The organism is Micromonospora humida, from assembly GCF_016901255.1.
In the GTDB taxonomy this organism is placed as follows: domain Bacteria; phylum Actinomycetota; class Actinomycetes; order Mycobacteriales; family Micromonosporaceae; genus Micromonospora; species Micromonospora wenchangensis.
In genome coordinates this window covers 401227-425037 of the sequence record NZ_JAFEUC010000004.1, presented here as the reverse complement: position 1 = coordinate 425037, position 23811 = coordinate 401227, and the positions used below count along the sequence as shown (strand labels likewise).

Annotated in this window: 20 protein-coding genes and 1 pseudogene; 9 read left to right on the top strand and 12 right to left on the bottom strand. The window is 71.4% G+C overall.

Going from position 1 to position 23811, the window contains the following annotated elements:
- Positions 1-9 precede the first annotated feature (9 nt).
- Positions 10-1047 (top strand): ABC transporter ATP-binding protein, encoded by a 1038-nt coding sequence (locus JQX11_RS11600; RefSeq protein ID WP_204924947.1) that lies wholly within the window; start codon positions 10-12, stop codon positions 1045-1047.
- Entirely contained in the window at positions 1031-2077 is a 1047-nt protein-coding gene (locus tag JQX11_RS11595; protein WP_204924946.1) for an ABC transporter ATP-binding protein, read from the top strand. Before JQX11_RS11600 ends, JQX11_RS11595 begins: the two co-directional genes overlap by 17 nt.
- A gap of 42 nt (positions 2078-2119) precedes the next feature.
- Here the strand turns inward: JQX11_RS11595 and purH are convergent, their stop codons facing one another.
- Both purH and purN read right to left on the bottom strand, forming a co-directional pair.
- Complete coding sequence (gene purH, locus JQX11_RS11590; RefSeq protein ID WP_204924945.1) at positions 2120-3691, bottom strand: bifunctional phosphoribosylaminoimidazolecarboxamide formyltransferase/IMP cyclohydrolase; 1572 nt, start codon at positions 3689-3691, stop codon at positions 2120-2122.
- Entirely contained in the window at positions 3688-4308 is a 621-nt protein-coding gene (purN, locus tag JQX11_RS11585) for a phosphoribosylglycinamide formyltransferase (RefSeq protein ID WP_204924944.1), read from the bottom strand. Before purN ends, purH begins: the two co-directional genes overlap by 4 nt.
- A 186-nt stretch (positions 4309-4494) precedes the next feature.
- Here purN and JQX11_RS11580 point away from each other — a divergent pair, with 186 nt between their 5' ends.
- Both JQX11_RS11580 and JQX11_RS11575 read left to right on the top strand, forming a co-directional pair.
- The gene (locus JQX11_RS11580) at positions 4495-4791 is read left to right on the top strand and encodes a CD225/dispanin family protein (RefSeq protein ID WP_088647169.1); all 297 of its coding nucleotides are present in this window, start codon (positions 4495-4497) and stop codon (positions 4789-4791) included.
- Between the two features lie 26 nt (positions 4792-4817).
- On the top strand, positions 4818-5417 hold the full coding sequence (locus tag JQX11_RS11575) for a DUF4190 domain-containing protein (protein ID WP_204924943.1): 600 nt from the start codon (positions 4818-4820) through the stop codon (positions 5415-5417).
- Between the two features lie 236 nt (positions 5418-5653).
- On the opposite strand, the pseudogene JQX11_RS11570 reads toward JQX11_RS11575, so the two are convergent.
- Positions 5654-6928 (bottom strand): annotated as a pseudogene (locus JQX11_RS11570) (cell division protein PerM); the annotation flags it as partial.
- A 156-nt stretch (positions 6929-7084) separates the two neighbouring features.
- Between JQX11_RS11570 and JQX11_RS11565 the strand changes: the two are divergent.
- A complete protein-coding gene (locus JQX11_RS11565; RefSeq protein ID WP_145921668.1) occupies positions 7085-7342 on the top strand; it encodes a hypothetical protein in 258 nt (85 codons plus the stop codon).
- Positions 7343-7409: 67 nt separating this feature from the next.
- On the opposite strand, the gene sucD is transcribed toward JQX11_RS11565, so the two are convergent.
- The 3 genes from sucD to icmB form a co-directional block, all read right to left on the bottom strand.
- The gene (gene sucD, locus JQX11_RS11560) at positions 7410-8297 is read right to left on the bottom strand and encodes a succinate--CoA ligase subunit alpha (RefSeq protein ID WP_204924942.1); all 888 of its coding nucleotides are present in this window, start codon (positions 8295-8297) and stop codon (positions 7410-7412) included.
- A 2-nt stretch (positions 8298-8299) separates the two neighbouring features.
- The gene (sucC, locus tag JQX11_RS11555) at positions 8300-9478 is read right to left on the bottom strand and encodes an ADP-forming succinate--CoA ligase subunit beta (RefSeq protein ID WP_204924941.1); all 1179 of its coding nucleotides are present in this window, start codon (positions 9476-9478) and stop codon (positions 8300-8302) included.
- A gap of 513 nt (positions 9479-9991) precedes the next feature.
- Positions 9992-10396, bottom strand: a complete 405-nt coding sequence (gene icmB, locus JQX11_RS11550; protein ID WP_088645808.1) for a coenzyme B12-dependent isobutyryl CoA mutase small subunit — start codon at positions 10394-10396, stop codon at positions 9992-9994.
- Between the two features lie 385 nt (positions 10397-10781).
- Between icmB and JQX11_RS11545 the strand changes: the two genes are divergently transcribed.
- Positions 10782-11498, top strand: coding sequence for a M23 family metallopeptidase (locus tag JQX11_RS11545; RefSeq protein WP_204924940.1), 717 nt, complete (start codon positions 10782-10784; stop codon positions 11496-11498).
- Positions 11499-11841: 343 nt separating this feature from the next.
- Entirely contained in the window at positions 11842-12609 is a 768-nt protein-coding gene (locus JQX11_RS11540; RefSeq protein WP_204925029.1) for a M23 family metallopeptidase, read from the top strand.
- Positions 12610-12668: 59 nt separating this feature from the next.
- On the opposite strand, the gene pcrA is transcribed toward JQX11_RS11540, so the two are convergent.
- A complete protein-coding gene (gene pcrA / locus JQX11_RS11535; RefSeq protein ID WP_204924939.1) occupies positions 12669-15071 on the bottom strand; it encodes a DNA helicase PcrA in 2403 nt (800 codons plus the stop codon).
- Positions 15072-15286: 215 nt separating this feature from the next.
- Here pcrA and JQX11_RS11530 point away from each other — a divergent pair, with 215 nt between their 5' ends.
- The gene (locus JQX11_RS11530; protein ID WP_204924938.1) at positions 15287-17137 is read left to right on the top strand and encodes a bifunctional metallophosphatase/5'-nucleotidase; all 1851 of its coding nucleotides are present in this window, start codon (positions 15287-15289) and stop codon (positions 17135-17137) included.
- A gap of 267 nt (positions 17138-17404) precedes the next feature.
- On the top strand, positions 17405-17773 hold the full coding sequence (locus tag JQX11_RS11525) for a chorismate mutase (protein ID WP_204924937.1): 369 nt from the start codon (positions 17405-17407) through the stop codon (positions 17771-17773).
- A gap of 83 nt (positions 17774-17856) precedes the next feature.
- Here the strand turns inward: JQX11_RS11525 and JQX11_RS11520 are convergent, their stop codons facing one another.
- The 5 genes from JQX11_RS11520 to JQX11_RS11500 form a co-directional block, all read right to left on the bottom strand.
- Positions 17857-18870, bottom strand: a complete 1014-nt coding sequence (locus tag JQX11_RS11520; RefSeq protein ID WP_204924936.1) for an ABC transporter ATP-binding protein — start codon at positions 18868-18870, stop codon at positions 17857-17859.
- Positions 18863-19891, bottom strand: a complete 1029-nt coding sequence (locus tag JQX11_RS11515) for an ABC transporter ATP-binding protein (RefSeq protein ID WP_204925028.1) — start codon at positions 19889-19891, stop codon at positions 18863-18865. Before JQX11_RS11515 ends, JQX11_RS11520 begins: the two co-directional genes overlap by 8 nt.
- 26 nt (positions 19892-19917) lie before the next feature.
- Entirely contained in the window at positions 19918-20889 is a 972-nt protein-coding gene (locus JQX11_RS11510; protein ID WP_204924935.1) for an ABC transporter permease, read from the bottom strand.
- A 75-nt stretch (positions 20890-20964) separates the two neighbouring features.
- Positions 20965-21891 (bottom strand): ABC transporter permease, encoded by a 927-nt coding sequence (locus JQX11_RS11505; protein WP_204924934.1) that lies wholly within the window; start codon positions 21889-21891, stop codon positions 20965-20967.
- 155 nt (positions 21892-22046) lie between these two features.
- Positions 22047-23687, bottom strand: coding sequence for a peptide ABC transporter substrate-binding protein (locus tag JQX11_RS11500; RefSeq protein WP_204924933.1), 1641 nt, complete (start codon positions 23685-23687; stop codon positions 22047-22049).
- Positions 23688-23811 lie beyond the last annotated feature (124 nt).

The window sequence follows — 23811 nt, the reverse complement described above, 5'->3', positions numbered from 1 at the left end:
GCAGATCCGGTGACCGAGTCCACCTCCCGGCCCACGCCGGCCTCACCCACCCCGCCCGGCGGGCACCTGCTTGACGTACGCGACCTGCACGTCGAGTTCCGCACCGGCGAGGGGGTGGCCAAGGTGATCAACGGGGTCTCCTACCACCTGGACCCGGGCGAGACGCTTGCCGTGCTCGGCGAGTCCGGCTCCGGCAAGTCGGTCACCGCCCAGGCGGTGATGGGCATCCTGGACACCCCACCGGCGGTGATCCGTTCCGGCCAGATCCGCTACCGGGGCCGCGACCTGCTCACCCTGCCCGAGGAGCAGCGCCGGCAGGTACGCGGCAAGGAGATCGCGATGATCTTCCAGGACGCCCTGTCGGCGTTGAACCCGGTCTTCCCGGTCGGCTGGCAGATCGGCGAGACGCTGCGGCACCGCGACGGGATGTCCCGCGCCGACGCCCGACGGCGCACCGTCGAGCTGATGGACCTGGTACGCATCCCCGGGGCGGCCGGACGGCTCGGCGACCACCCGCACCAGTTCTCCGGCGGCATGCGGCAACGCGTCATGATCGCCATGGCGCTGGCGCTGAACCCGAAGGTGCTGATCGCCGACGAACCGACCACCGCCCTCGACGTCACCGTGCAGGCCCAGATCATGGACCTGCTGGCCGACCTGCGCCGCGACCTCGACATGGCGATGATCCTGATCACCCACGACCTGGGGGTGGTGGCCGGCGTCGCGGACCGGATCGCCGTCATGTACGCCGGCCGGATCGTCGAGCACGCCGACGTCCACCCGCTGTACCGGGCACCGGCCCACCCGTACACCAAGGGGTTGCTGGCCTCGATTCCCCGGCTGGACGTGCGCGGCCGGGAACTGTCCACCATCCGGGGCCTGCCGCCGAACCTGATGCGCATCCCGGGCGGCTGCCCGTTCCACCCCCGCTGCCCGTACGTGCGGCAGGTGTGCGTGGACGTGGTGCCCGACGACCTGGTCCTCGCCGACGGCCGGACCAGCGCGTGCCACTTCGCCCAGGAGGTCCACGATGACCGCGACCGCTGACCCGGCCAAGGTCCGGGGCGAGACCATCCTCACGGTCGACGACCTGGTCAAACACTTCCCGATCACCAGGGGGGTGCTCTTCCGCCGGCAGGTCGGCGCGGTCCGGGCCGTCGACGGGGTCAGCTTCACGCTGCGCCGGGGCGAGACGCTCGGCATCGTCGGCGAGTCCGGCTGCGGCAAGTCGACCCTCGCCCGGGTGCTGATGCGGCTGGAGACGCCCACCTCCGGCCGGGCCACCCTGGACGGCCGCGACCTGCTCACCGCCGCCGGGGGCGAACTACGTCGGTTACGGCGCAACATGCAGATGGTGATGCAGGACCCGTACACCTCGCTGAACCCCCGGATGACGGTCGGCGACATCATCGGGGAGCCGTTCGACATCCACCCGGACGCGGCACCCAGGGGCAGCAAGCGCGGCCGGGTGCAGGAGCTGCTGGACGTGGTCGGGCTGAACCCGGAGCACGTCAACCGGTACCCGCACCAGTTCTCCGGCGGCCAGCGGCAACGCATCGGCATCGCCCGCGCGCTCGCCCTGCGTCCCGAGGTGATCGTCTGCGACGAGCCGGTCTCCGCCCTGGACGTCTCGATCCAGGCCCAGGTGATCAACCTGTTGGAGCAGCTCCAGGACGAGTTCGGGCTGTCGTACGTGTTCATCGCGCACGACCTGTCGGTGGTCCGGCACATCTGCGACCGGGTCGCGGTGATGTACCTCGGCCGGATCGTGGAGATCGGCACCGAGGAGGAGATCTACGAACGGGCCACCCACCCGTACACCCAGGCGCTGCTGTCCGCGGTGCCGGTGCCCGACCCGCAGGCCCGGGGCGCGGCCGGCATCATCCGGTTGACCGGCGACGTGCCCAGTCCGGCCGACCCGCCGTCCGGCTGCCACTTCCGCACCCGCTGCTGGAAGGCCGAGGACATCTGCGCCCGGGAGGACCCGCCGACCGTCCCCCGCCCCGCCGACCCGCACCCCAGCGCCTGCCACTTCGCCGCGCTGCGCCCGCCGTCCGACCCGACGGGCCAGGGCTGACCGGGTGCTCCCGCGCCGGGGCGCGGGAGCACCACGGGTGGATCAGTGGAAGAAGTGCCGGGTGCCGGTCAGGTACATGGTGACGCCGGCCTGCTGGCAGGCGGCGATGGTGTCCTCGTCGCGGATCGAGCCGCCGGGCTGCACGATCGCCTTCACCCCGGCGTCGATCAGGATCTGCGCGCCGTCGGCGAACGGGAAGAAGGCGTCGGAGGCGGCGACGGAACCCCGGGCCCGCTCCGCGCCGGCCCGGCTCACCGCCAGCCGGGCCGAGTCGACCCGGTTGACCTGACCCATCCCCACCCCGACCGACGCGCCGTCCTTCGCCAGCAGGATCGCGTTGCTCTTCACCGCGCGGACCGCCCGCCAGGCCAGCGCGAGATCCCGCAGGGTGGCCTCGTCGGCCGCCTCGCCGGTGGCGAGCTTCCAGTTCGCCGGGTCGTCGCCCTCGGCGTCGATGCGGTCCCGCTGCTGGACGAGGACCCCCCCGGTCACCTGCCGCCACTCGGCCGGCAGCGGGGCGAAGGCCGGGGCGCGCAGCAGCCGGATGTTCTTCCTGCCCTGGAGGATCTCCACCGCGCCGGGCTCGAAGTCCGGTGCCACCAGCACCTCGGTGAAGATCTCCGCGACCTGCCCGGCCAACTCCACCGAGACCGGCCGGTTGACGGCGATCACCCCGCCGAACGCGGAGACCGGGTCGCAGGCGTGCGCCTTGCGGTGGGCCTCGGCGACGTCCGCGCCGACGGCGATGCCGCACGGGTTGGCGTGCTTGATGACCGCCACCGCCGGCTGGTCGGGGAAGTCGTTCGCGGCCCGCCAGGCGGCGTCCGCGTCGACGTAGTTGTTGTAGGACATCTCCTTGCCGTGCAACTGCTCGGCCTGGGCCAGCCCCGGCGGGCTGCCCGGGTCGGCGTAGACGGCGGCACCCTGGTGCGGGTTCTCGCCGTAGCGCAGCGTCGCCTGCCGGCGCAGCGCCAGCCCGGCGAAGTGCGGCCAGCCGTCCTCGGCCGGGGCGGCGGTGCCGGCGAACCAGTCGGCGACCGCCACGTCGTACTCGGCGATGTCGGCGAACGCGCGGGCGGCCAGCGCCCGCCGCTGGGCCAGCGTGAACCCGCCCTCGGCCAGCGCGGCGACCAGCGCCGGGTACGCGGCCGGGTCGGTCACCACGGCGACCGAGGCGTGGTTCTTGGCGGCGGCCCGGACCATCGCCGGCCCGCCGATGTCGATCTGCTCGACGCACTCGTCCGCCGACGCGCCGGAGGCGACGGTTTCCTGGAACGGGTAGAGGTTGGAGACCAGGACGTCGATGCCGGCGATGCCGTGCCCGGCGAGCTGGTCGGCGTGCGACTCCTTGCGCAGGTCGGCCAGGAGCCCGCCGTGGATCTTGGGGTGCAGGGTCTTGACCCGGCCGTCGAGGATCTCGGGGAAGCCGGTCACCTGCTCGACCGGGGTCACCGGCACACCCGCGCCGGAGATCGTCGACGCGGTGGAACCGGTCGAGACGATCTCGACCCCGGCCTCGTGCAGCGTACGGGCCAGCTCGACCAGGCCGCTCTTGTCGTAGACGCTGACCAGCGCCCGCCTGATCGGGCGGCGGGAGTCCTGCGGGGCACTCACGGAACCGTGACCTTTCTTCCGGTGATCGTCCAACCTGAACGGACCAGGCGACCGACCTGCTCGACGAGCTGGCGGCGCTCGGCTTCCTTGATGCGCTCGGTGAGCGTCTCCTCGTCGTCGTCGTCGAGGACCGGCACCGTCACCTGCGCGACGATCGGGCCGGTGTCCATCCCGGCGTCGACGAAGAAGAGGGTGGCCCCGGTGACCTTGACGCCGTAGGCGAGCGCGTCCCGGGGGCCGTGGATGCCGGGGAACGCCGGCAGCAGCGTGTTGTGCGTGTTCAGGTAGCGGTCGCCGAAGGCCGCCAGGAACTGCGGCCCGACCAGCTTCAGGAAACCCGCCGAGATCACCAGGTCGGGCCGGTGCTCGGCGACGTGCGCGGTCAGGGCCTTGTCCCAGTCGGCGCGGGTGGGGTGGTCCTTCACCCGGTCGACGAAGGTCGGCACCCCGGCGGCGGCGGCCCGGTCCAGCCCGACGATGCCGTCCCGGTCGGCGCCGACGGCCACCACCCGGGCCCCGTAGCCGGGGTCGGCGGTGGCGTCCAGCAGCGCCTGGAGGTTGCTGCCGGAGCCGGAGACGAGGACGACGAGGCGGGCGACGGACGCGGGCTCGGTCACCCGGCCACCCTAGCGGGCAGGTCGGCACGCCCATCCTGCGGGCGGCGACGTTTCGGGTGATCACGCGTGTCGCCCGGACACGGTACGCTGCCGGTCGCCCGGTGGCCGGGCCGTGCCCGCCACCGCGCCCCACAAGCCCATGATCAGGTACGTACGCCGTACCGACGTGAACGAGGAGTACTGCAGATGCAGCCCGGCTACCCCAACCCGCAGCAGCCGATCAACAACAACATGACCGCGTCGATCGTGGCCATCTTCTTCTTCTGGCCGCTGGCGATCCCGGCCATCATCAACGCCTCGAAGGTCAACCCGGCCCTGCAGCAGGGCGACTACGCGGGCGCCGAGGCCGCCGCCCGCGAGTCCAAGAAGTGGTCGAAGCTGGCCTTCATCATCGGCGGCGTGTGGCTCGTCATCGTGCTGCTGTGCTGCCTCTTCGGTGGTGTGATGGGTGCGATCGACGGCAGCAGCACCAGCAGCTACTGACGGCCCACGACTGAGGAGCAGCCGAGATGCAGCCCGGAAACCCCGGCCACGACCCGTACGGCCAGCAGCCCCCGCACGATCCGTACGGGCAGCAGCCCGTCTCGGGCCAGCCGCAGGACCCGTACGCCGCGCCGCAGGCACCGTACGGGCAGCAGCCGGCGGCGCCGTACGGGCAACAGCCGCCGTACGGGCAGCCCACCCACGACCCGTACGGCCCCCAGCCCACCTCGGGCCAGCCGTACGGTCAGCCCTTCCAGCCGGACCCGTACGGCCAGCCCGTCCACAAGGACCCCTACGGGCAGCAGCCGTACGCCGCGGCGGCCGGCTCCTACCCGGGGGCCGGCTACCCGGCGCCGCAGGGGCAGCAGAACACCCTCGGTCTGGTGTCGCTGATCCTCGGCATCGCGTCCATCCCGCTGCTCTGCTGCCTCTACCTGGGTATTCCGCTCGGTATCGGCGCGGCGATCACCGGCTGGCTGGGCATGCAGAAGGCGAACCAGGGTCTGGCCAGCAACGGCGGTCAGGCCAAGGCCGGCCTGATCTGCGGGGCGATCGCGGTCGGTCTCGGCATCCTGCTGCTGCTTCTCAACATCATCGGTAGTTTCACGCTGCCCACCTCGCCCTGACCGGGCGGGCACGATCGAGGGGCGTCCCGGCACCGTCCGGGGCGCCCCTCGTCGCGTGTCCGACGGGATTACGCCGGCAGTCCGGCACGGGGCGGTCAGTCGGGTACCGGGCGGGGCGGGCGGTCCTCGGACGACCGGGGGCGCTCCCGGGTCGGCCGGGACCGGTCCCCGGCCGGGGCGGGCCGCTCCGGAGCCCTGCGGGGGCGGTCGGCGGCCGGCCGGGGCCGGGCCGACGACGGCCGGTCGAGCACCTTGGCGGCGACGGCCCCGAGCAGCGCGCCGACCGTGACCACCGCCGTGGCCACCGCCGCCACCTGCCACGGCACCGGACCGATCTCGGCCAGCCGGCCGCCGCCGAGCGGGCCGCCGGAGGCCGCCGCGGCGAGCCCGACGACCAGGCCGACCACCGGGCCGGCGAGCACGGCCGGACCGAGCAGCGCCGGCCAGGCCGGCGGGGTCCACTCGTCGGCGTCCGGACGGAGCAGCCGGCGGGCGAGCAGCCAGCCCGCCGTCATACCGGCCAGCACCGGCACCGCCAGCAGCGCCGCGCCGAGCCCGTCGACCGGGCCGCTGGGCAGCCCGGCGAGCAGGGGTACGGCCGGTAGCGACCCGACGGACACCTCGCTGAGCCGGACCGCCGTGCCGGTGCCGACGGCGAACCCGGGGCCGAGCAGGTAGGCCACCGACCAGACGGTGGCGTTCGGCGCGTAGGCGAGGCTGACCAGGGTGATCCCGGCCTGCCCGGCGACCCCGGTCCGGTAGGCCCCGATCAGGTCGGCGGCGTCTCCCCCGCCGGTCGCCACCGCCAGGCCCGCCGCGCTCGCCCCGGCGGCGAGCAGCAGCAGAGCCGCGACCAGGCCGGTGCGGACGCCGTCGCGCAGCACGGGTGGCGCACGGTCGGCGAGCAGGCGGGTGACGGCGGTGGTGCGGGCCGCCCCGACCAGGGCGGCCAGCGTGCCGAACAGCAGCAGGGTCAGCCCGGACCGGACCGGGGACACCCGCAGGCCGGCGCTGCCGACCAGCAGCGCGGCCAGGACACCGAACACCGCGTACCCGGTGCCGACCGCGAGGGCGACGGTGGCCGCCTGCCGGGGTGACCGGCCGCCGCGGGCGCCGACCGCGCGGCTGGCGTGCACCCCGGCCCGACTCAGCCGCCAGAAGGCGAACGCGCAGAGCGTCAGCGGGACGAGGCCGAGCCGGCCGGCGGTGGTCTCCAGCGGCACGCCGTGCCCGAGCAGCCAGCCGGCGAGCCCGGCGCGCAGCGCACCGACCAGCGAGCCGGCGTCCTCGCTGAGCTGGGCCAACCCGAGCACCACCGCCACCGGCAGGTACGAGGTGACGGCCGCGCCGGCCGCGGCCACCCCGGCGGCGACGGGCAGCGGCGCCCGGGAGCGCCCGGACTGCTCCGGCCGGCGGGGTGCGGGCACCCGGGCACCGCCGGCACGGCCGGGCGGCCTGCCGGTGCGGGCACCGCTGGGACGGCGGGGCTGATCAGGGGTGGTCGAGGACATCGGCTCTACTCTGGCATGCCGCGCCGGTGGTGGCTGCCCGTCGGGGCCACCCGGTGGCGGCGAGTTCCGTGATCCACCGCCGTGCGGCCCCGATCCGGTTTAGCCTCGGCGCAGGGACGCGACCGAAGTCGCGGCACCGATCGCCCGGAGGAAGCCGTGAACGCTCCGTACCCACCGCCACCGGCCGCGGCCGGGCGGGACCGCACCACGCTCTGGGGGGTGCTCGGCATCGTCCTCGGCCTGATCTGCTGCGGCATCCTGGGCATCGTCTTCGGCTACCTGTCGATCCGCGACGCCAAGCGGTACGGCCAGTCGCCGGTCCTCGGCTACCTGGCCATCGCGTTCGGCGTGATCAACATCATCGGCACGGCGATCTGGCGGGCCAGCGGGACCTATCCGCTGTGGAACAACTGAGGGGGCCGACCGTCTCCGGTCGACCCCCTCGGTCGGTACGTCGTCAGCCCGGGTGCGGGCCACCGGCTCAGCGGCCGGACATCAGCTCCCGCATCAGCTTGGCCGTCTCGGTCGGGGTCTTGCCGACCTTGACGCCGACCGCCTCCAGCGCCTGCTGCTTGGCCTCGGCGGTGCCCGCCGAGCCGGAGATGATCGCGCCGGCGTGCCCCATGGTCTTGCCGGGGGGCGCGGTGAAGCCGGCGATGTAGCCGACCACCGGCTTGGTGACGTTGTCCTTGATGAACTCGGCGGCCCGCTCCTCGGCGTCGCCGCCGATCTCGCCGATCATCACGATCGCGTCGGTGTCCGGGTCGGCCTCGAACGCGGCGAGCGCGTCGATGTGGGTGGTCCCGATGATCGGGTCACCGCCGATGCCGACACAGGTGGAGAAGCCGATGTCGCGCAGCTCGTACATCATCTGGTAGGTCAGCGTGCCGCTCTTGCTGACCAGGCCGATCCGGCCGGAGCCGGTGATGTCGGCCGGGATGATGCCGGCGTTGGACGCGCCCGGCGAGGCGATGCCGGGGCAGTTGGGCCCGATGATCCGGGTCTGCTCGCCCTTGGCGACGTTGTACGCCCAGAACGAGGCGGTGTCGTGCACCGGCACGCCCTCGGTGATGACCACGGCGAGCGGGATCGCCGCGTCGATCGCCTCGACCACCGCACCCTTGGTGAACTGCGGCGGGACGAAGATCACCGTGACGTCCGCCCCGGTCTCCCGCATCGCGTCCGCGACGGAGGCGAACACCGGCAGTTCGGTGCCGTCGAAGTCGACGGTGGTGCCGGCCTTGCGCGGGTTGACCCCGCCGACGACGTTGGTGCCGGCGGCGAGCATCCGCCGGGTGTGCTTGGAACCCTCGGAGCCGGTCATCCCCTGCACGATGACCTTGGATTCCTTGGTCAGCCAGATCGCCATCGTCAGACCCCCGCAGCTGCCAGCTCGGCGGCCCGCTCGGCCGCGCCGTCCATGGTGTCGACCCGCTGTACCAGCGGGTTCCCGGCGCCGTCGAGGATCGCCCGACCGGCCTCCGCGTTGTTGCCGTCGAGCCGGACCACGAGCGGCTTGGCGACCTTCTCGCCGCGCTCCTCCAGCAGGGCCAACGCCTGGATGATGCCGTTGGCGACCTCGTCGCAGGCGGTGATGCCGCCGAAGACGTTGACGAAGACGCTGCGCACCGACGGGTCGGAGAGCACGATCTCCAGGCCGTTGGCCATCACCGCGGCGCTCGCGCCGCCGCCGATGTCGAGGAAGTTGGCGGGCTTGACGTTGCCGTGCCGCTCGCCCGCGTAGGCCACCACGTCGAGGGTGGACATGACCAGACCCGCGCCGTTGCCGATGATGCCGACCTCGCCGTCGAGCTTGACGTAGTTGAGGTCCTTCTCCTTGGCGGCCTGCTCCAGCGGGTCCACCGCGGCCTGGTCGACCAGGGCCTCGTGGTCCGGGTGCCGGAAGCCGGCGTTCTCGTCCAGGGTGACCTTGGCGTCGAGCAGCAGCAGCGTGCCGTCGCCCGTCTTGGCCAGCGGGTTCACCTCGACCAGGGTGGCGTCCTCGGCGACGAACGCCTTCCACAGCCCCACCGCGACCGCGACGACCTGGTCGGCGACCTCGGCCGGGAACCCGGCCGCGTCGACGATCTCCCGGGCCTTCGCCTCGTCCACGCCCTTGACGGCGTCGATCGGGGCCTTGACCACCTTGTCGGGGGTCTCGGCGGCGACCTGCTCGATGTCCATGCCGCCGGCCACGCTGGCGATGCAGAGGAAGGTGCGGTTCGCCCGGTCGAGCAGGTAGGAGAAGTAGTACTCCTCGGCCACGTCCGCGGTCACGGTGATCATGACCTTGTGGACGGTGTGCCCCTTGATGTCCATGCCGAGGATGTCGGTGGCCCTGGCCACCGTCTCGTCGGTGCCCTCGGCCAGTTTGACGCCGCCGGCCTTGCCTCGGCCGCCGACCTTCACCTGCGCCTTGACGACCACCCGGCCGCCGAGGCGTTCGGCGATCGCGCGGGCCTCCTCCGGGGTCGTGGCGACGCCGCCGGCGAGCACGGGCAAGCCGTGCCGCTCGAACAGGTCCCGCCCCTGGTACTCGTACAGGTCCACGATTGCGCGTCCCGTCCCGTCTCCGCGGCGCGCCGTCGCGCCGCCGCCAGCGTTGTGGAAACTCCGTTGACGCCTGTCATCAGTTGAAACAGGCCATTGGCCGCAGCCTAGCGAGGTGGGCACCGGCGGCAACCGAGCGGGTGCGCGGTGTGCGGTAATGCACAGCGCGCCGTCGGCGACTCGCCGGTGGCACAGATCGGTCCACAGGTTGTCCCACGTAACGCGTAACCCCACCGTACGGGCGTCGTTGAGTCTGATGTCGGAGCGCTGATCAGCGCGAAGACGGGAGCGGCCGATGCCCTGTCGGTCGAGGGGTGGCGGCGGGGCATCGTGCATAGAAGGGCCGGGCGTGTGAGGGGTGCGTCCGGCCCTTCACCCTGCCCGGATTCGAAAAGCCCTCCCGCCTGATGCCACCCCGGCCGCCGTCGGGGTCACGGCACGACGAAACGGCGGCGGCCGGAAACCGGCCCACCACCGTCGGCGTACGGACGGGTGCGGCGCACCCGGGGGTCGTCAGGCGACCGGCTGGGCCACGTTGGCGCGGACCCACTCGACGATCGACTGGGTGGTCGCGCCCGGCGTGAAGATCTTCTTGACGCCGATCTCCACCAGCTCGGGAATGTCGGCGTCGGGGATGATGCCGCCGCCGAAGACGACCACGTCCCGCGCGTCCCGCTCGGCGAGCAGCTCCAGCACCCGGCGGAAGAGCGTCATGTGCGCGCCGGAGAGCACCGAGAGGCCGACCGCGTCGGCGTCCTCCTGGATGGCGGTCTCGACGATCTGCTCCGGGGTCTGGTGCAGGCCGGTGTAGATGACCTCCATACCCGCGTCACGCAGGGCACGCGCCACCACCTTGGCACCCCGGTCGTGGCCGTCGAGGCCCGGCTTCGCGACGACTACCCGGATACGAGAGTTCATCAGCGCACACCCTTCACGGCTCCGCGGCTACCAGCTGAACGAACGGTAACCCGGCCCACCGGGTGTGGAGAACCCGGGCCGGACCCCTACCGTCCCGGCCCGCCCCCAGGAAGCCGGACGCCTCCGCCGATCGGTCACTGTGCGCGACGAACGGGCAGGAAGAGGGACAGCCGTCCGGCGTCTGGAGCTATGACAATGATGGACGGAAAGGGACAGAACGAATCGCCGATCCGCGGGCCACGCTTGTGACCGGAGCGGCGGAGGGCTAACGTGTCCACGGTTGTCATCAGGTCCACGGACGGGTGATGACGCGATCAACGATCGTCGGGGCGGCTGCACCGATCGGTCGGAGGTTGCATCGGATCCCCGACAACGGAGGGTGTGCGTGCGCCAGCGCCTGTCGTCTGAGCCCGATAGATATCGCGGCCGTCGCCGTGTACCCACCCCCCCACGGAGCCGCTACGCGGCGGTCGTGACCACCGCCTTCGTCGGTGCCGGGATCGTCGCGCTCGGCGCGGGGGCGATGCCGGACGCCAAGAGCGTCAGCCCGTCGGTCCTCGACGAGCTGCGGCAGGCCTCGATCACCAGCCAGGACGCCGCCGCCCGCGCCGACGCCGCCGACCGGGCCACCCGCAACGACGCCCGGGACAGCCAGCCGGGTGTCAGCGAGCAGGACCCGTGGCTGCTGCCCATGCAGGGCTACGACTTCAACTCCCCGTACGGCATGCGCTGGGGCAAGCTGCACACCGGCATCGACCTGGTCGCGCCCGAGGGCACCCCCTACGTGGCCATCCACTCCGGGACGGTCACCAAGGCCGGCTGGTTCGGCGGCTACGGCTACGCGGTGATCGTGCAGCACGCCGACGGCAGCGAGGCCATCTACGGCCACTCCTCCGCGGTGAGCGTGCACGAGGGCCAGCAGGTGAAGGCGGGCGACCAGCTCGGACTGGTCGGCAACACCGGCCACTCCTACGGCGCGCACCTGCACCTGGAGGTCCATGTCAAGGGCCAGCCCCTCGACCCGGTGCCGTGGCTCCAGGAGCGCGGAGTGGACATCAAGCTGCAAGTGGAGGCGTACTACACCGAAGCAGCCGCTTCCTGACGCTCGGTAACGCCTGTTCACCGCCCGGATCTACGGATCCGGGCGGTTTCGCGTGGGGCCAAGTCTGCTGCGTCACACTCCGCAGTGTGACCGAGGCCACGTCAGGGTCACGCCGGGCAACAGGTCAGACACCACCCCGGCGGGACATAGCCGGGCAGGCTGCCGGCACATCCGGGTTACCGGCTGGTACCCCTACCCGGCCCGGCGCACTTCGACACCCAGGATGGTCCGGGTCCGAAACCCCCTGAGTAGTTGAAGGTCCACCGTGCTGGAAGACAACAACCGCCCGGACGACGGCACCACCCGCGACCAGAAGTCCACCCGCACCGGCCCCGGAGCCCGGATCTCCGCCGCCGTGGTCCGGCACCGGCGTCGTCACCCGCGGGGCGTACGCACCCTGGCCGTCGGCGTCGCCGCGCTGGTCGGCCTCGGCCTGGCCGGGGTCGCCACGGTCACCACCCTCGACCGGGACGACGCCCCGGAACCGGCGGCCGTCGCGCTCGACGCCCGGGAGCGGGCCGAGGCCGCCGCCCGCGCCGACCGGTCCGCCCGCGAGTCGGCCGCCCCGGCCAGCCCCACCGCCGGGCCGACCCCCACCACCGCCAGCCCCGCCCCGACGGCCACGGCGACCCGCAAGGCCACCGCGAAACCGAAGGTCGCCGCGAAACCGAAGGCCACCGCCAGGAAGGCGACCACGCCGAAGCCGAAGCCGTCCTGGGTGATCCCGATGGCCGGAGCGCAGGTCACCTCCTGCTACGGGCAGCGCTGGGGCACCCTGCACGCCGGCATCGACTTCGCCCTGCCGGCCGGCACCCCGATCCGCGCCGCCGCCGCCGGCACGGTCGTCAAGGCCGGCGACGTCGGCGACGGCTACGGCATCTCGGTCTTCATCGACCACGGCAACGGCTACCTGACCCACTACGCCCACCAGAGCAGCGTGAAGGTCGCCGTCGGTGACCGGGTCGGCGTCGGCGAGGTGATCGGCTACGAGGGCTCCACCGGCGACTCCACCGGCCCCCACCTGCACTTCGAGGTGCACCAGGGGCAGATGTGGAACCAGATCGACCCGGCGCCGTTCCTGCGCGCCCGGGGCATCGACGTGGCCTGCTGAGCCGTACCGCCGACGGGCCCGACCCGGCAGCACGCCGGACCGGGCCCGTCGGCGTCGACTCAGAGCTTGTCGAGCGGGGCGTGCCGCAGCACCAGCCACATGGTCTGGTCGCCGAAGTCGATCTGCGCGCGGGCGCTCGGCCCGTGCCCCTCGACCGCGAGCACCCGCCCCAGGCCGTAACGCTGGTGGTTGACCCGGTCGCCGGCCGACACCTTCGGCCCCTGCGGCAGCTCGCTCGCGGTGGCCAGTCGACTGGCGTCCACCCCGAGCCGTTTCGCCAGCTCCGCCGCCCTCGGCGTACCCCCGGTGAAGCCGCTCCGCCCGCCGGGCGCGCGGTCCGCGCGCCCCCCGACGCCGCCGCCCCCACCGGCCCACGAGGTGTACGTCCCCTCGGTGCGCTCCCAGCGCACCAGCTCCGGCGGCAACTCCTCCAGGAACCGCGACGGCGGGTTGTACGACGGCTGCCCCCACGCCGAACGGGTGACCGCCCGGGACAGGTAGAGCCGCTGCCGGGCCCGGGTGATGCCCACGTACGCCAGCCGCCGCTCCTCCTCCAGCTCCCGGGTGTCGCCCAGCGACCGCAGGTGGGGGAAGACGCCGTCCTCCAGGCCCGTCAGGAACACCACCGGGAACTCCAGGCCCTTGGCGGTGTGCAGGGTCATCAGGGTGACCACGCCCTGGTGGTCGGGGTCGTCGGAAGGGATCTGGTCGGCGTCGGCGACCAGCGCCACCTGCTCCAGGAAACCGGCCAGGGTGGCCCGCTCGTCGTCGGCACCCAGCGCCTCGATCCGCTCGGTGTACTCGCGGGCGACGCTCACCAGTTCCTGGAGGTTGTCGACCCGGCCGGCGTCCTGCGGGTCGACGCTCTCCTCCAGCTCGGTCAGGTAGCCCGAACGGGTCAGCAGCGCCTCCAGCACCTCCTCCGGGGTGCCCTCCTCGGCCAGCTCACGGGCACCGTCGAGCAGCGCGACGAACTCGGCGATGGAGTTGGCGGCCCGGGTGGAGATGCCCGGCGCCTCCCGGGCCCGGCGCAGCGCCGCCCCGAAGGAGATCCGCTCCCGGCTGGACAGCGCCTCGACGCACGCCTCGGCCCGGTCGCCGATGCCCCGGCGCGGGGTGTTCAGCACCCGGCGGAGGCTGACCGTGTCGTCGTCGTTGACCACCGCGCGCAGGTAGGCCAGCGCGTCGCGGACCTCCTTGCGCTCGTAGAAGCGCACCCCGCCGACCACCTTGTAGGGCAGGCCGACCCGGATGAACACCTCCTCGAAGACCCGGGACTGGGCGTTGGTGCGGTAGAAGACGGCGACGTCGCCGGGGCGGGTCTCCCCCGCGTCGACCAACCGGTCGACCTCCCGGCCCACCCAGTCGGCCTCGGCGTGCTCGGTGTCGGCGACGTAGCCGACGATCTGCTCGCCCGCGCCGGCGTCGCTCCACAGCCGCTTGGGCTTGCGGGAGGTGTTCCGGTCGATCACCGCGTTGGCCGCGCTGAGGATGGTCTGGGTGGAGCGGTAGTTCTGCTCCAGCAGGATGGTGCGGGCGTCGGTGAAGTCCCGCTCGAACTCCAGGATGTTGCGGATCGTCGCGCCCCGGAACGCGTAGATCGACTGGTCGGCGTCACCGACGACGCACAACTCGGCCGGGGCGAGCCCCTCGGTGCCGGCGACCAGTTCCTTGATCAGGGTGTACTGCGCGTGGTTGGTGTCCTGGTACTCGTCGACCAGGACGTGCCGGAACCGGCGTCGGTAGCTCTCCGCGACGTGCGGGTGCGACTGGAGCAGGTGCACCGTCGTCATGATCAGGTCGTCGAAGTCCAGCGCGTGCGCCTCCCGCAGCCGCCGCTGGTAGAGCGTGTACGCCTCGGCCAGCGCCCGCTCGTTGGGCCCCTTGGCCCGGCCGGCGAACTCCTCCGGGTCGACCAGCTCGTTCTTCAGGTTGGACACCTGGGCGGCCAACCCCCGGGCCGGGTAGCGCTTCGGGTCGAGATCCAGCTCCCGGGCGACCAGCTGCATCAGCCGGCGGGAGTCGTCGGCGTCGTAGATGGAGAAGGTCGACTTCAGGCCGGCGTGCTCGTGCTCGGCGCGCAGGATGCGCACGCAGGCGGAGTGGAACGTCGACACCCACATCAGCCGGGCGCGCGGGCCGACCAGGTGGGCCACCCGCTCCTTCATCTCACCGGCGGCCTTGTTGGTGAAGGTGATCGCGATGATCTCGCCGGGATGGACGTCCCGCGCGGCGAGCAGGTAGGCGATCCGGTGGGTGAGCACCCGGGTCTTGCCGGACCCGGCCCCGGCCACGATCAGCAGCGGCGAGCCGGCGTGGGTGACCGCGTCGCGCTGGGGACCGTTCAGGCCCTCCACCAGGGCCTGCGGGTCGAGGTGGCGGGTCGGGCCCGGCCGGCGCGGCGGAACCGGCGCGGACTCGGGCGCGGGCGGGGACGCGGGGATGTCGAAGAGAGGATGCATCGCACGGCGAGTCTATGCCGTCGGGCGGACACTTCCCGCCCGCGCACGCCCGGCGCGGATCGTGCCCCGCCACCGCGCGCACGTCCCGGCCGCCGACCGGCCCGGACTGAGACGAACCTGTCACGGTGGCCCCACTGGCATCTTCCGCCCCGAGGCGCGACGATGACCCGGGAAATCCCCGCCTGCTCCCCCGTAGACGACTTGGGAGAACAACCATGAGTCAACCGCGCTCGCGCGGTCGGGCCGTGCTGCGTCACCTCGCCGCGCCGGCCCTCGCCCTGGCCGTCGTGGCCAGCCTGCCCATCACCGGCCGCGCCACCACGCCGCCGGCCGACGCCGCCCCCGGGGCCGGCCTCGCCCCGGTCGCCGTCTCGTACGCCACCGCGACGGGTGGCGAGGTCAAGGGCCAGTTCCTCAGCTACAACGACTTCCACGGCGCGATCGACCCGCCCGGCGGCAGCGGCGCCACCGTCAACGGCACCCCGGCCGGCGGGGTGGAATACCTGGCCACCTGGCTGAAGAAGCTGCGGGCCGAGGCGAAGGCCGAGGGCCGGTCCACCACCACCGTCGGCGCCGGCGACCTGATCGGGGCCACCCCGCTGGTCAGCGCCGCCTTCCACGACGAGCCCACCATCGAGCTGATGAACCAGGTCGGCCTGGACGTCAGCTCGGTCGGCAACCACGAGTTCGACGAGGGCGTCAAGGAGCTGCTCCGGATCGACAAGGGCGGCTGCCACCCGGTCGACGGCTGCCAGGACGGCGACGGCTTCGCCGGCGCGAAGTTCACCTACCTTGCCGCCAACACCATCAACAAGAAGACCAAGCTGCCGATCCTGCCCCCGATCGACGTGAAGTTCGTCGGCGGCGTGCCGGTCGGCTTCGTAGGGGTCACCCTGGAGGGCACCCCGGGCATCGTCAACCCGGCCGGCATCAAGGACGTCACCTTCACCGACGAGGTGCAGACCGCCAACAAGTGGGGTGGCCTGCTCAAACTGTTCGGTGTCAAGGCGATGGTGCTGCTGGTGCACGAGGGCGGCGCGCAGTCCGCGCCGCCGGCCACCCCGGGCGTCTCCGACTGCGCCAACTTCTCCGGCCCGATCGTCGACATCGTCAAGGGCCTGCGGCCGGAGTTCGGCGTGGTGGTCTCCGGGCACACCCACCGCTTCTACTCCTGCTCGCTGCCGAACTCCTCGGGCAAGCCGAGCGTGGTCACCAGCGCCGGCAACAACGGTCAGCTGGTCACCGACATCGACTACTCGCTGGACCGGCGGACCGGCCGGTTCACCGGCATCACCGCGAAGAACGTGATCGTGGAGAACGGCGTACGCAACGCCGACGGGACCTGGCAGCAGACCGGCGGGGTGTTCGCCAAGAACCCGGCGCTGGTCGACGCGGGCGCGAAGGCGCTGGCCGACAAGTACCGCACGGCGGTCGCCCCGATCGCCAACCGGGTGGTCGGGAAGATCAGCGCGGACATCGTCCGGGACGCCCGGCCCAACGGGGAGAGCCCGATGGGTGACGTGATCGCCGACGCGCAGCTGGCGTACACGAAGGGCGACGGGGCGCAGCTCGCGCTGATGAACCCGGGCGGCGTGCGGGCCTCCCTGTCGTACGCGGCGTCGGCCGGTGGCGAGGCCCCGGGTGAGGTGACCTACGGCGAGGCGTTCACCGTGCAGCCGTTCAACAACCTGGTGGTCACCCAGACGTTCACCGGCGCGCAGCTCAAGGACGTGCTGGAGCAGCAGTTCGTCGGCTTCAAGGGGCAGACCACCCAGCGCATCCTCCAGCCGTCGGCCGGGCTGACCTACTCCTACGACAGCACCGCGCCGGCCGGCTCGCGGGTGAGCGCGCTGGCCCTGAACGGCACCCCGGTCGACCCGGCGGCCAGCTTCCGGGTCACCACGAACGACTTCCTCGCCAACGGCGGGGACGGGTTCACCGAGCTGGCGGGCGGCACCGGCCGGACCACCGCCCCCGGCTTCGACGTGGACGCCCTGGTGGCGTACCTGGGTGCCGGCGCGCCGGTCGCCCCCACGGCGGCGGACCGCATCACCCGGCTGGGCTGACCGGCGGGAAGGGCCCCCCGTCTGCGCGTGGACGCGACGACGGGCGGGCCCTTCCCTCGGCCGTCCGGGTGCTTGCGCGGCCGGTCACCGGTCGGCATACTCGACGACGTGATCGAGCGGCGGTTCTTCTTTTACTACGGCACCGGGAGTCCGGCAGCCGTGGGTCGCGCCTGATCGACAGACCTACGAAAGCCCCGGGCTCGGAGAGCCCGGGGCTTTTTCGTCCCGGGATCCGAACACCGGGCCCGAGACCCGAGGGGTACGACGATGATGACTGACGTGGTGGAGTCCAGCGGTGGCCCCGCGCGGCACGACGATCCGGCCGGGGCGCAGCCCACGGAGGCCGATCCGACCGGAGCCGCGGCCGCCCGTACCGGCACCGGCGACACGGTGGCGGCCGAGCGGATCGTGGCGATCAGGGAACGGATCGACGAGATCGACCGTACGCTGATCGCGCTCTGGCAGGAGCGCGCGGCGCTGTCCCAGGAGGTCGGGGTGACCCGGATGGCCTCCGGGGGCACCCGGCTGGTGCTCTCCCGGGAGCGGGAGATCCTGGAACGTTTCCGCAGCGAGCTGGGGGCCGACGGCACCCAGCTCGCGCTGTTGCTGCTGCGGGCCGGGCGCGGGCCGCTGTAACGGCGACCCGGCGGGTGTGGGCCGCCGTGAACGACGGACCGCCTGCCGCCGTCGGGTGGACGGTGGCAGGCGGTCCGGTCGGGTCACGCCTCGTGCGTGGCGACGATCTCCCGCTTCTCGGCGAAGTGGCAGGCGCTCGGGTGGTCCGAGCCGGGGCGGATCTCCAGCAGCGGCGGCTGCTCGGCGCAGACGTCCTGCGCCTTCCAGCACCGGGTGCGGAACCGGCAGCCCGACGGCGGGCTGATCGGCGAGGGCACGTCGCCGGTGAGCCGGATGATCGCCTTGTTCTCCCGCAGCGTCGGGTCCGGCACCGGCACCGCCGACAGCAGCGCCTGGGTGTACGGGTGGGTCGGCCGCTCGTAGATCTCGTCCTCGGTGCCGATCTCCACGATCTTGCCGAGGTACATCACCGCGACCCGGTCCGACAGGTGCCGGACCACCGACAGGTCGTGCGCGATGAACACGTACGACAGGCCCAGCTCGTTCTGGAGCTTCTCCAGCAGGTTCATCACCTGGGCCTGGATCGAGACGTCCAGGGCGGAGACCGGCTCGTCGCAGACGATCACCTCGGGGCGCAGGGCGAGCGCGCGGGCGATGCCGATGCGCTGCCGCTGGCCGCCGGAGAACTGGTGCGGGTACCGGTTGATGTGCTCCGGGTTGAGGCCGACCAGATCGAGCAGTTCCTTGACCTTGTCGCGGCGGCTGCCCCGCGGCGCGACCTCCGGGTGGATCTCGAACGGCTCGCCGATCAGGTCGCCGACGGTCATCCGCGGGTTCAGCGAGGTGTACGGGTCCTGCATCACCAGCTGGATCTGCCGGCGCAGCCGCCGCAGCGCGCCACCGGAGAGCTTGGCGATGTCCTGGCCCTTGTAGTGCACCGTGCCGGCGGTGGGCTTCTCCAGGTTCATCAGGACCCGGCTCAGCGTCGACTTGCCGCAGCCCGACTCGCCCACCACGCCCAGCGTCTCGCCGGCCTTGAGGTCGAACGAGACGCCGTCGACGGCCTTGACCTGGCCGATGGTCTTCTTGAACACGATGCCCCGGGTGACCGGGTAGTGCTTGACCAGGTCACGGACTTCGATGATGTTGTCAGTCACGGTTCACCAGCTCCTCGGCGAAGTGGCAGGCGCTGGCCCGACCGGTGCCGATCTGCAACAGCGGGGGGACGGTCTCCCGGCACACCGGCTGCGCCATGGGGCAGCGCGGGTTGAACGGGCAGCCCGGCGGGATGTTCATCAGGTTCGGCGGGAGGCCCTTGATGGTGCGGAGCTGCTGCCCCTTCTCGTCCAGCCGGGGGATCGAGTTGAGCAGGCCGAGGGTGTACGGGTGCGCCGGCTTGGCGTACAGGTCGTAGACGTCGGCTTCCTCGACGATCCGGCCGGCGTACATGACCGCGATCCGGTCCGCGACGTCGGCGACCACGCCGAGGTCGTGGGTGATCAGGATCATACCCATCCGGCGTTCCCGCTGGAGTTCGCCGAGCAGGTCCATGATCTGGGCCTGCACGGTCACGTCGAGCGCGGTGGTCGGCTCGTCGGCGATCAGCACCTCGGGGTCGAGTGCCAGCGACATCGCGATCATCGCGCGCTGCCGCATGCCGCCGGAGAACTGGTGCGGAAAGTTGCTGAACCGGCCCTTGGCGTTCGGGATCTTGACCTGGTCGAGCATCTCGATCGCACGCTTCTTGGCGTCGGAACGGCTCATGCCGCGCCGGACCCGGAACTGCTCGGCGATCTGGAACCCCACGGTGAAGACCGGGTTCAGGGCGGAGAGCGAGTCCTGGAAGATCATCGCGATGCCCTCGCCACGGATGCGGCGACGTTCCTCGGCGGACATGGTGAGCATGTCCTTGCCGTGGAAGCGGACCTGACCGCCGGTGACGAAGCCGGGCGGCATGTCCAGGATGCCCATGATGGTCTGCGCGGTGACGCTCTTACCGGAGCCGGACTCGCCGAGCACGGCGAGGGTCTCCCCCGCGTCGACGTGGTACGTGACTCCGTTGATGACCTTGGCGACGCCGTCCCGGGTGCGGAACTCCACCCGCAGGTCGTCGACCTCGAGCAGCCGACCGGAGGGGCGGCCGGATCCGTCGGCGCCGGGCGCGGACTGCTCGGACACGAGAATGTCGGACAACTCAGTCTCCCCTATCGGAGCTTCGGGTCGAGGGCCTCGCGGACCGCCTCGCCGAGCATGACGAAGCTCAGCACGGCGGTGACGAGGAACGCGGAGGGGAAGAAGAGCAGGAAGGGCGAGACCCGGAGGTAGTTCTGCGCTTCATTGATCATGATGCCCCAGGAGACCACCGGGCTCTGCAGGCCGATACCCAGGAAGGAGAGGGTGGCCTCGGCGCCGATGAAGGAGCCGATCATGATCGTCCCGTAGACCAGCAGCGGGGCCAGGCAGTTCGGCAGCAGGTGCTTGAAGATGATCCGACCGGTGCTGGCACCCATCGCGCGGGCCGCCACGATGTAGTCGGCCTCCTTGGTGGCGAGCACCGAGGAACGCATCAGCCGCATCACCACCGGCCAGCTCAGCAGCACCAGCGAGCCGATCACCAGGAACTTGATCTCCCACTCGCCGTTGTTGGAGCCGGCACCGTTGAACGTGGTGAGGATGACGATCGCGCCGAGCACGAACGGCAGGCCGAAGAAGATGTCGGTGATCCGGGAGAGCAGGCCGTCGATCCAGCCGCCTTTGTAGCCCGCGATGACGCCGACCGTCCCACCGATCAGCAGGGTGCCGATCGTGGAGAGCAGCGAGACCACGATCGAGGCGTTGGCGCCGTAGATCACCCGGGCGTAGACGTCCCGCCCGAGCACGTCGTAGCCGAACCACGCGTCGCCGGAGGGCTCGACCCGGCTGCGGGAGAGCGCGGTGGCAGTCGGGTCACCGGAGGTGAACAACGACGGGAAGGCCGACATCACCACGAAGAGCACGATGAAGATGGCGGAGATCCAGAACAGCGGCTTGCGACGCAGGTCGATCCAGGCGTCGCCGAGCAGGCTGCGCGGCTTCTCCTTCTTGCCCGCCGGGCCTGCGGTGGCCGGGGAACTTGCCTCGGTCAACTGCTCGGGACGGGGCGTGCTCACGATCGAAGCGGCACTCGGGTCGCTCATGCCTGCACCTCGCTGCGCTCGGCGCCGGCCTGGTTGCCCGCGCACACTGCAATGACGATTCGTTCGCTGCTGCGCTCACTCATAGCGGATCCTCGGGTCCAACGCGGCGTAGAGCAGGTCCACCAGCAGATTCATCACCAGGTAGACGAGCACCAGCACGACCACGATGGAGACAACGGTAGCGCTCTCCTTGGTGACGATCGCCCGCAGCACGGTGCGGCCGATGCCGTTGATGCCGAAGATGCCCTCGGTGATGATCGCGCCACCCATCAGCGCGCCGAGGTCGGTGCCGAGCAGGGTAACCACCGGGATCAGCGAGTTGCGCAGCAGGTGGATACCGACCACCCGGCGCATCGGCAGCCCCTTGGCGATCGCGGTACGCACGTAGTCGGCACGGCGGTTCTCCGCGATGCTGGTGCGTGACACCCGGGCGATGTACGCCATCGACGCGCTGCCCAGCACGAAGCCCGGTAGGAGCAGTTCGGTGATCCGCATCTCGTTGGAGACGGTCGGCTTGACGATGCCCAGCTTCACGCCGAAGAACCACTGGAGCACGAAGCCGACCACGAAGACCGGCAGCGCGATCAGGAAGAGCGTGGAGACCAGGACCAGGTTGTCCAGGAAGCCGTTGCGGCGCAGGCCGGTGAGCACACCGGCGGTGAGACCGATGACACCCTCGATGGCCAGGGCCACCAGGGCCAGCTTGAGGGTGTTCGGGTACGCGGTGGCGATGATCTCGCCGACGTCGCGCCCCGACCAGGTGGTCCCGAAGTCGCCTTGCAGGAGGTTCTTCATGTAGGTGGCGTACTGCACGAACCAGGGCTGATCCAGCTGGAACTTCTCGGTCATCATGGCCCGGTAGTTGTCCGGGCAGCCACGGTCACCGCACTTGCCGGCGAACGGGTCCCCGGGGACCTTCCACACCAGCAGGTAGATCATCAGCGTCGTCCCGATGAACACCGGGACGAGTTGGAGCAGCCGTCTCACCAGATAACGGCCCATGGGGTGGTCCTCCTGACAAGGGGTGTGCCGGGGGCGGGGGTGCGGCCGACACGGGTGGCGACAACGTGGCGAGGGGTGGGGTGCACCCACTCGCGGAACGGCCCCGGGTCGGGCTCACCGGTAGGCGAGCCCGACCCGGGGTCAGACCGTTCGGATCAGAGCTCGACGGAGGTGATGTCGAGCTCGCCGACGTTGGTCAGCTCCATCTTCTTGATCTTCTCGGAGTGACCGGACTGCTGGCCACCGAAGTAGATCGGCATCGACGGAACGTCCTGGTCGATCTTCTCGACCGCCTTGGCGAACAGCTCGTGCGAGGCCTCCAGGCTCGGGGCGGAGCTGGCCTGCTTGGACAGGGCGTCCACCTCGGGGTTGCTGTAGAGACCGTCGTTCGAGGAGCCACCGGTCACGTAGAGCGGGTTGATCCAGTTCTCGACGTCCGGGTAGTCCTGCTGCCAACCGGCGCGGTAGGCGCCGTCCATCTTGTGGGCGTTGATGTTCTGCCGGAAGACCGCGAAGGTCGGCACACCGACGGCGACCGCGTCGATACCCAGGGTGTTCTTGATCTGCCCGGCGACGGCCTCCATCCAGTCCTTGTGGCTGGCGTCGGCGTTGTAGTACATCTTCAGCTGCCCGGTGAAGCCGCCGGCCTCGGTCAGGAGCTGCTTGGCCTCGTCCGGCTTGAACTGGCAGGCGGTGCAGTTGCCCGGCTTGGCACCCGGGGTCAGCGGGTTGGCCCAGCTGTCGGCCGGCTTGCGGTTACCGAAGAAGATCTTGTCGGTGATCTCCTGCCGGTTGATCGACAGCGAGATCGCCTTGCGCAGCTTCGGGTTCTGGAAGCGCTTGTCGTAGATCGGGAACGCGATGATGCCGGTGGACGGCGTGGTCGACGGGATCGCCCGGTCGGCCAGGTCGGCCTTCCACTTGTCGCCGGCCAGCGAGGAGACCGGAACCTGCTGCTGGAAGTCCAGGTTGTTGGAGACCAGGTCGTTGTAGGCCGCCGTGTCGTCCTGGTAGATCTTGACGGTGACGTCCTTGATCTTCATCTTGTCGCGCAGGTTGTAGTCGTCGAACCGCGTCAGCTTGATCGCGACGTTGTTCTCCCACGAGACGAAGCTGACCGGGCCGTTACCGATCGGCTTCTTGCCGAAAGCCTCGGCGCCCTGCGAGAAGAAGGCGTCCGGCAGCGGCATGAAGGTGCTGTAGCCGAGCTTGGTCGGGAACACGGCGGTCGGCGCGGCGAGCGTGACCTCGAAGTTCCAGTCGTCGACGACCTTGAGGCCGGACATCTCCTTGGCCTTGGGCTCGGGGGCCTTCTTCGGGCCGTCGCCGTCCGGGTCGGAGGTGTTGACGTCGGCGAAGCCGGCGATGTCGGCGAAGAAGCTGGCGTTCTGCGCGCCGTTCGGCGAGTACGCGCCCCAGTTCCAGGCGTCCACGAAGTTCTTGGCCTTGACGGGGGTGCCGTCGTGGAACTTCGTGTTCTGCTTGATCTTGATCTTGTAGACCTTGGAGTCGCTGGTCTCGATCGACTCGGCCAGCGCGTTCTGCGGCGCGCCACCGTTGTTCGGGTACTCGACCAGGCCGGTCCAGAGCCAGTCGATGATCTTGCCGCCACCGGTCTCGGTGGTGTTCGCCGGAACCAGGGGGTTCTCCGGCTCGGTGCCGTCGACGACGATGGCACCGTCCGAGCTGCTGGCGCTGCCGCCTTCGTCGTCGTTGCCGCTGGAGCAGCCGGACGCGATGAGCGCGAACGCCGCACCCACCGCGATGGCGCCGCTCGCCCGCTTCGAGACTCTCATTCCGAGGGGCCTCCTCTTTCTAACCTGGTTCCGTCGTGGGTTTCACGCACGTTGGGGGGTGACACCGCACGGCGATCCTGTGTTGCGGATCACCGGTTACCGCAGAGAAATCGGGACACCCCAG

What these genes read in the sequence shown, in the direction of transcription:
- JQX11_RS11530 (WP_204924938.1), top strand. Translation starts at nt 15,287, where the DNA reads ATGAGTCAACCGCGCTCGCGCGGTCGGGCCGTGCTGCGTCACCTCGCC.
- JQX11_RS11505 (WP_204924934.1), bottom strand. Translation starts at nt 21,891, where the DNA reads ATGGGCCGTTATCTGGTGAGACGGCTGCTCCAACTCGTCCCGGTGTTC.
- JQX11_RS11580 (WP_088647169.1), top strand. Translation starts at nt 4,495, where the DNA reads ATGCAGCCCGGCTACCCCAACCCGCAGCAGCCGATCAACAACAACATG.
- JQX11_RS11510 (WP_204924935.1), bottom strand. Translation starts at nt 20,889, where the DNA reads ATGAGCGACCCGAGTGCCGCTTCGATCGTGAGCACGCCCCGTCCCGAG.
- JQX11_RS11500 (WP_204924933.1), bottom strand. Translation starts at nt 23,687, where the DNA reads ATGAGAGTCTCGAAGCGGGCGAGCGGCGCCATCGCGGTGGGTGCGGCG.
- JQX11_RS11525 (WP_204924937.1), top strand. Translation starts at nt 17,405, where the DNA reads ATGATGACTGACGTGGTGGAGTCCAGCGGTGGCCCCGCGCGGCACGAC.
- JQX11_RS11575 (WP_204924943.1), top strand. Translation starts at nt 4,818, where the DNA reads ATGCAGCCCGGAAACCCCGGCCACGACCCGTACGGCCAGCAGCCCCCG.
- sucD (WP_204924942.1), bottom strand. Translation starts at nt 8,297, where the DNA reads ATGGCGATCTGGCTGACCAAGGAATCCAAGGTCATCGTGCAGGGGATG.
- JQX11_RS11595 (WP_204924946.1), top strand. Translation starts at nt 1,031, where the DNA reads ATGACCGCGACCGCTGACCCGGCCAAGGTCCGGGGCGAGACCATCCTC.
- icmB (WP_088645808.1), bottom strand. Translation starts at nt 10,396, where the DNA reads ATGAACTCTCGTATCCGGGTAGTCGTCGCGAAGCCGGGCCTCGACGGC.
- pcrA (WP_204924939.1), bottom strand. Translation starts at nt 15,071, where the DNA reads ATGCATCCTCTCTTCGACATCCCCGCGTCCCCGCCCGCGCCCGAGTCC.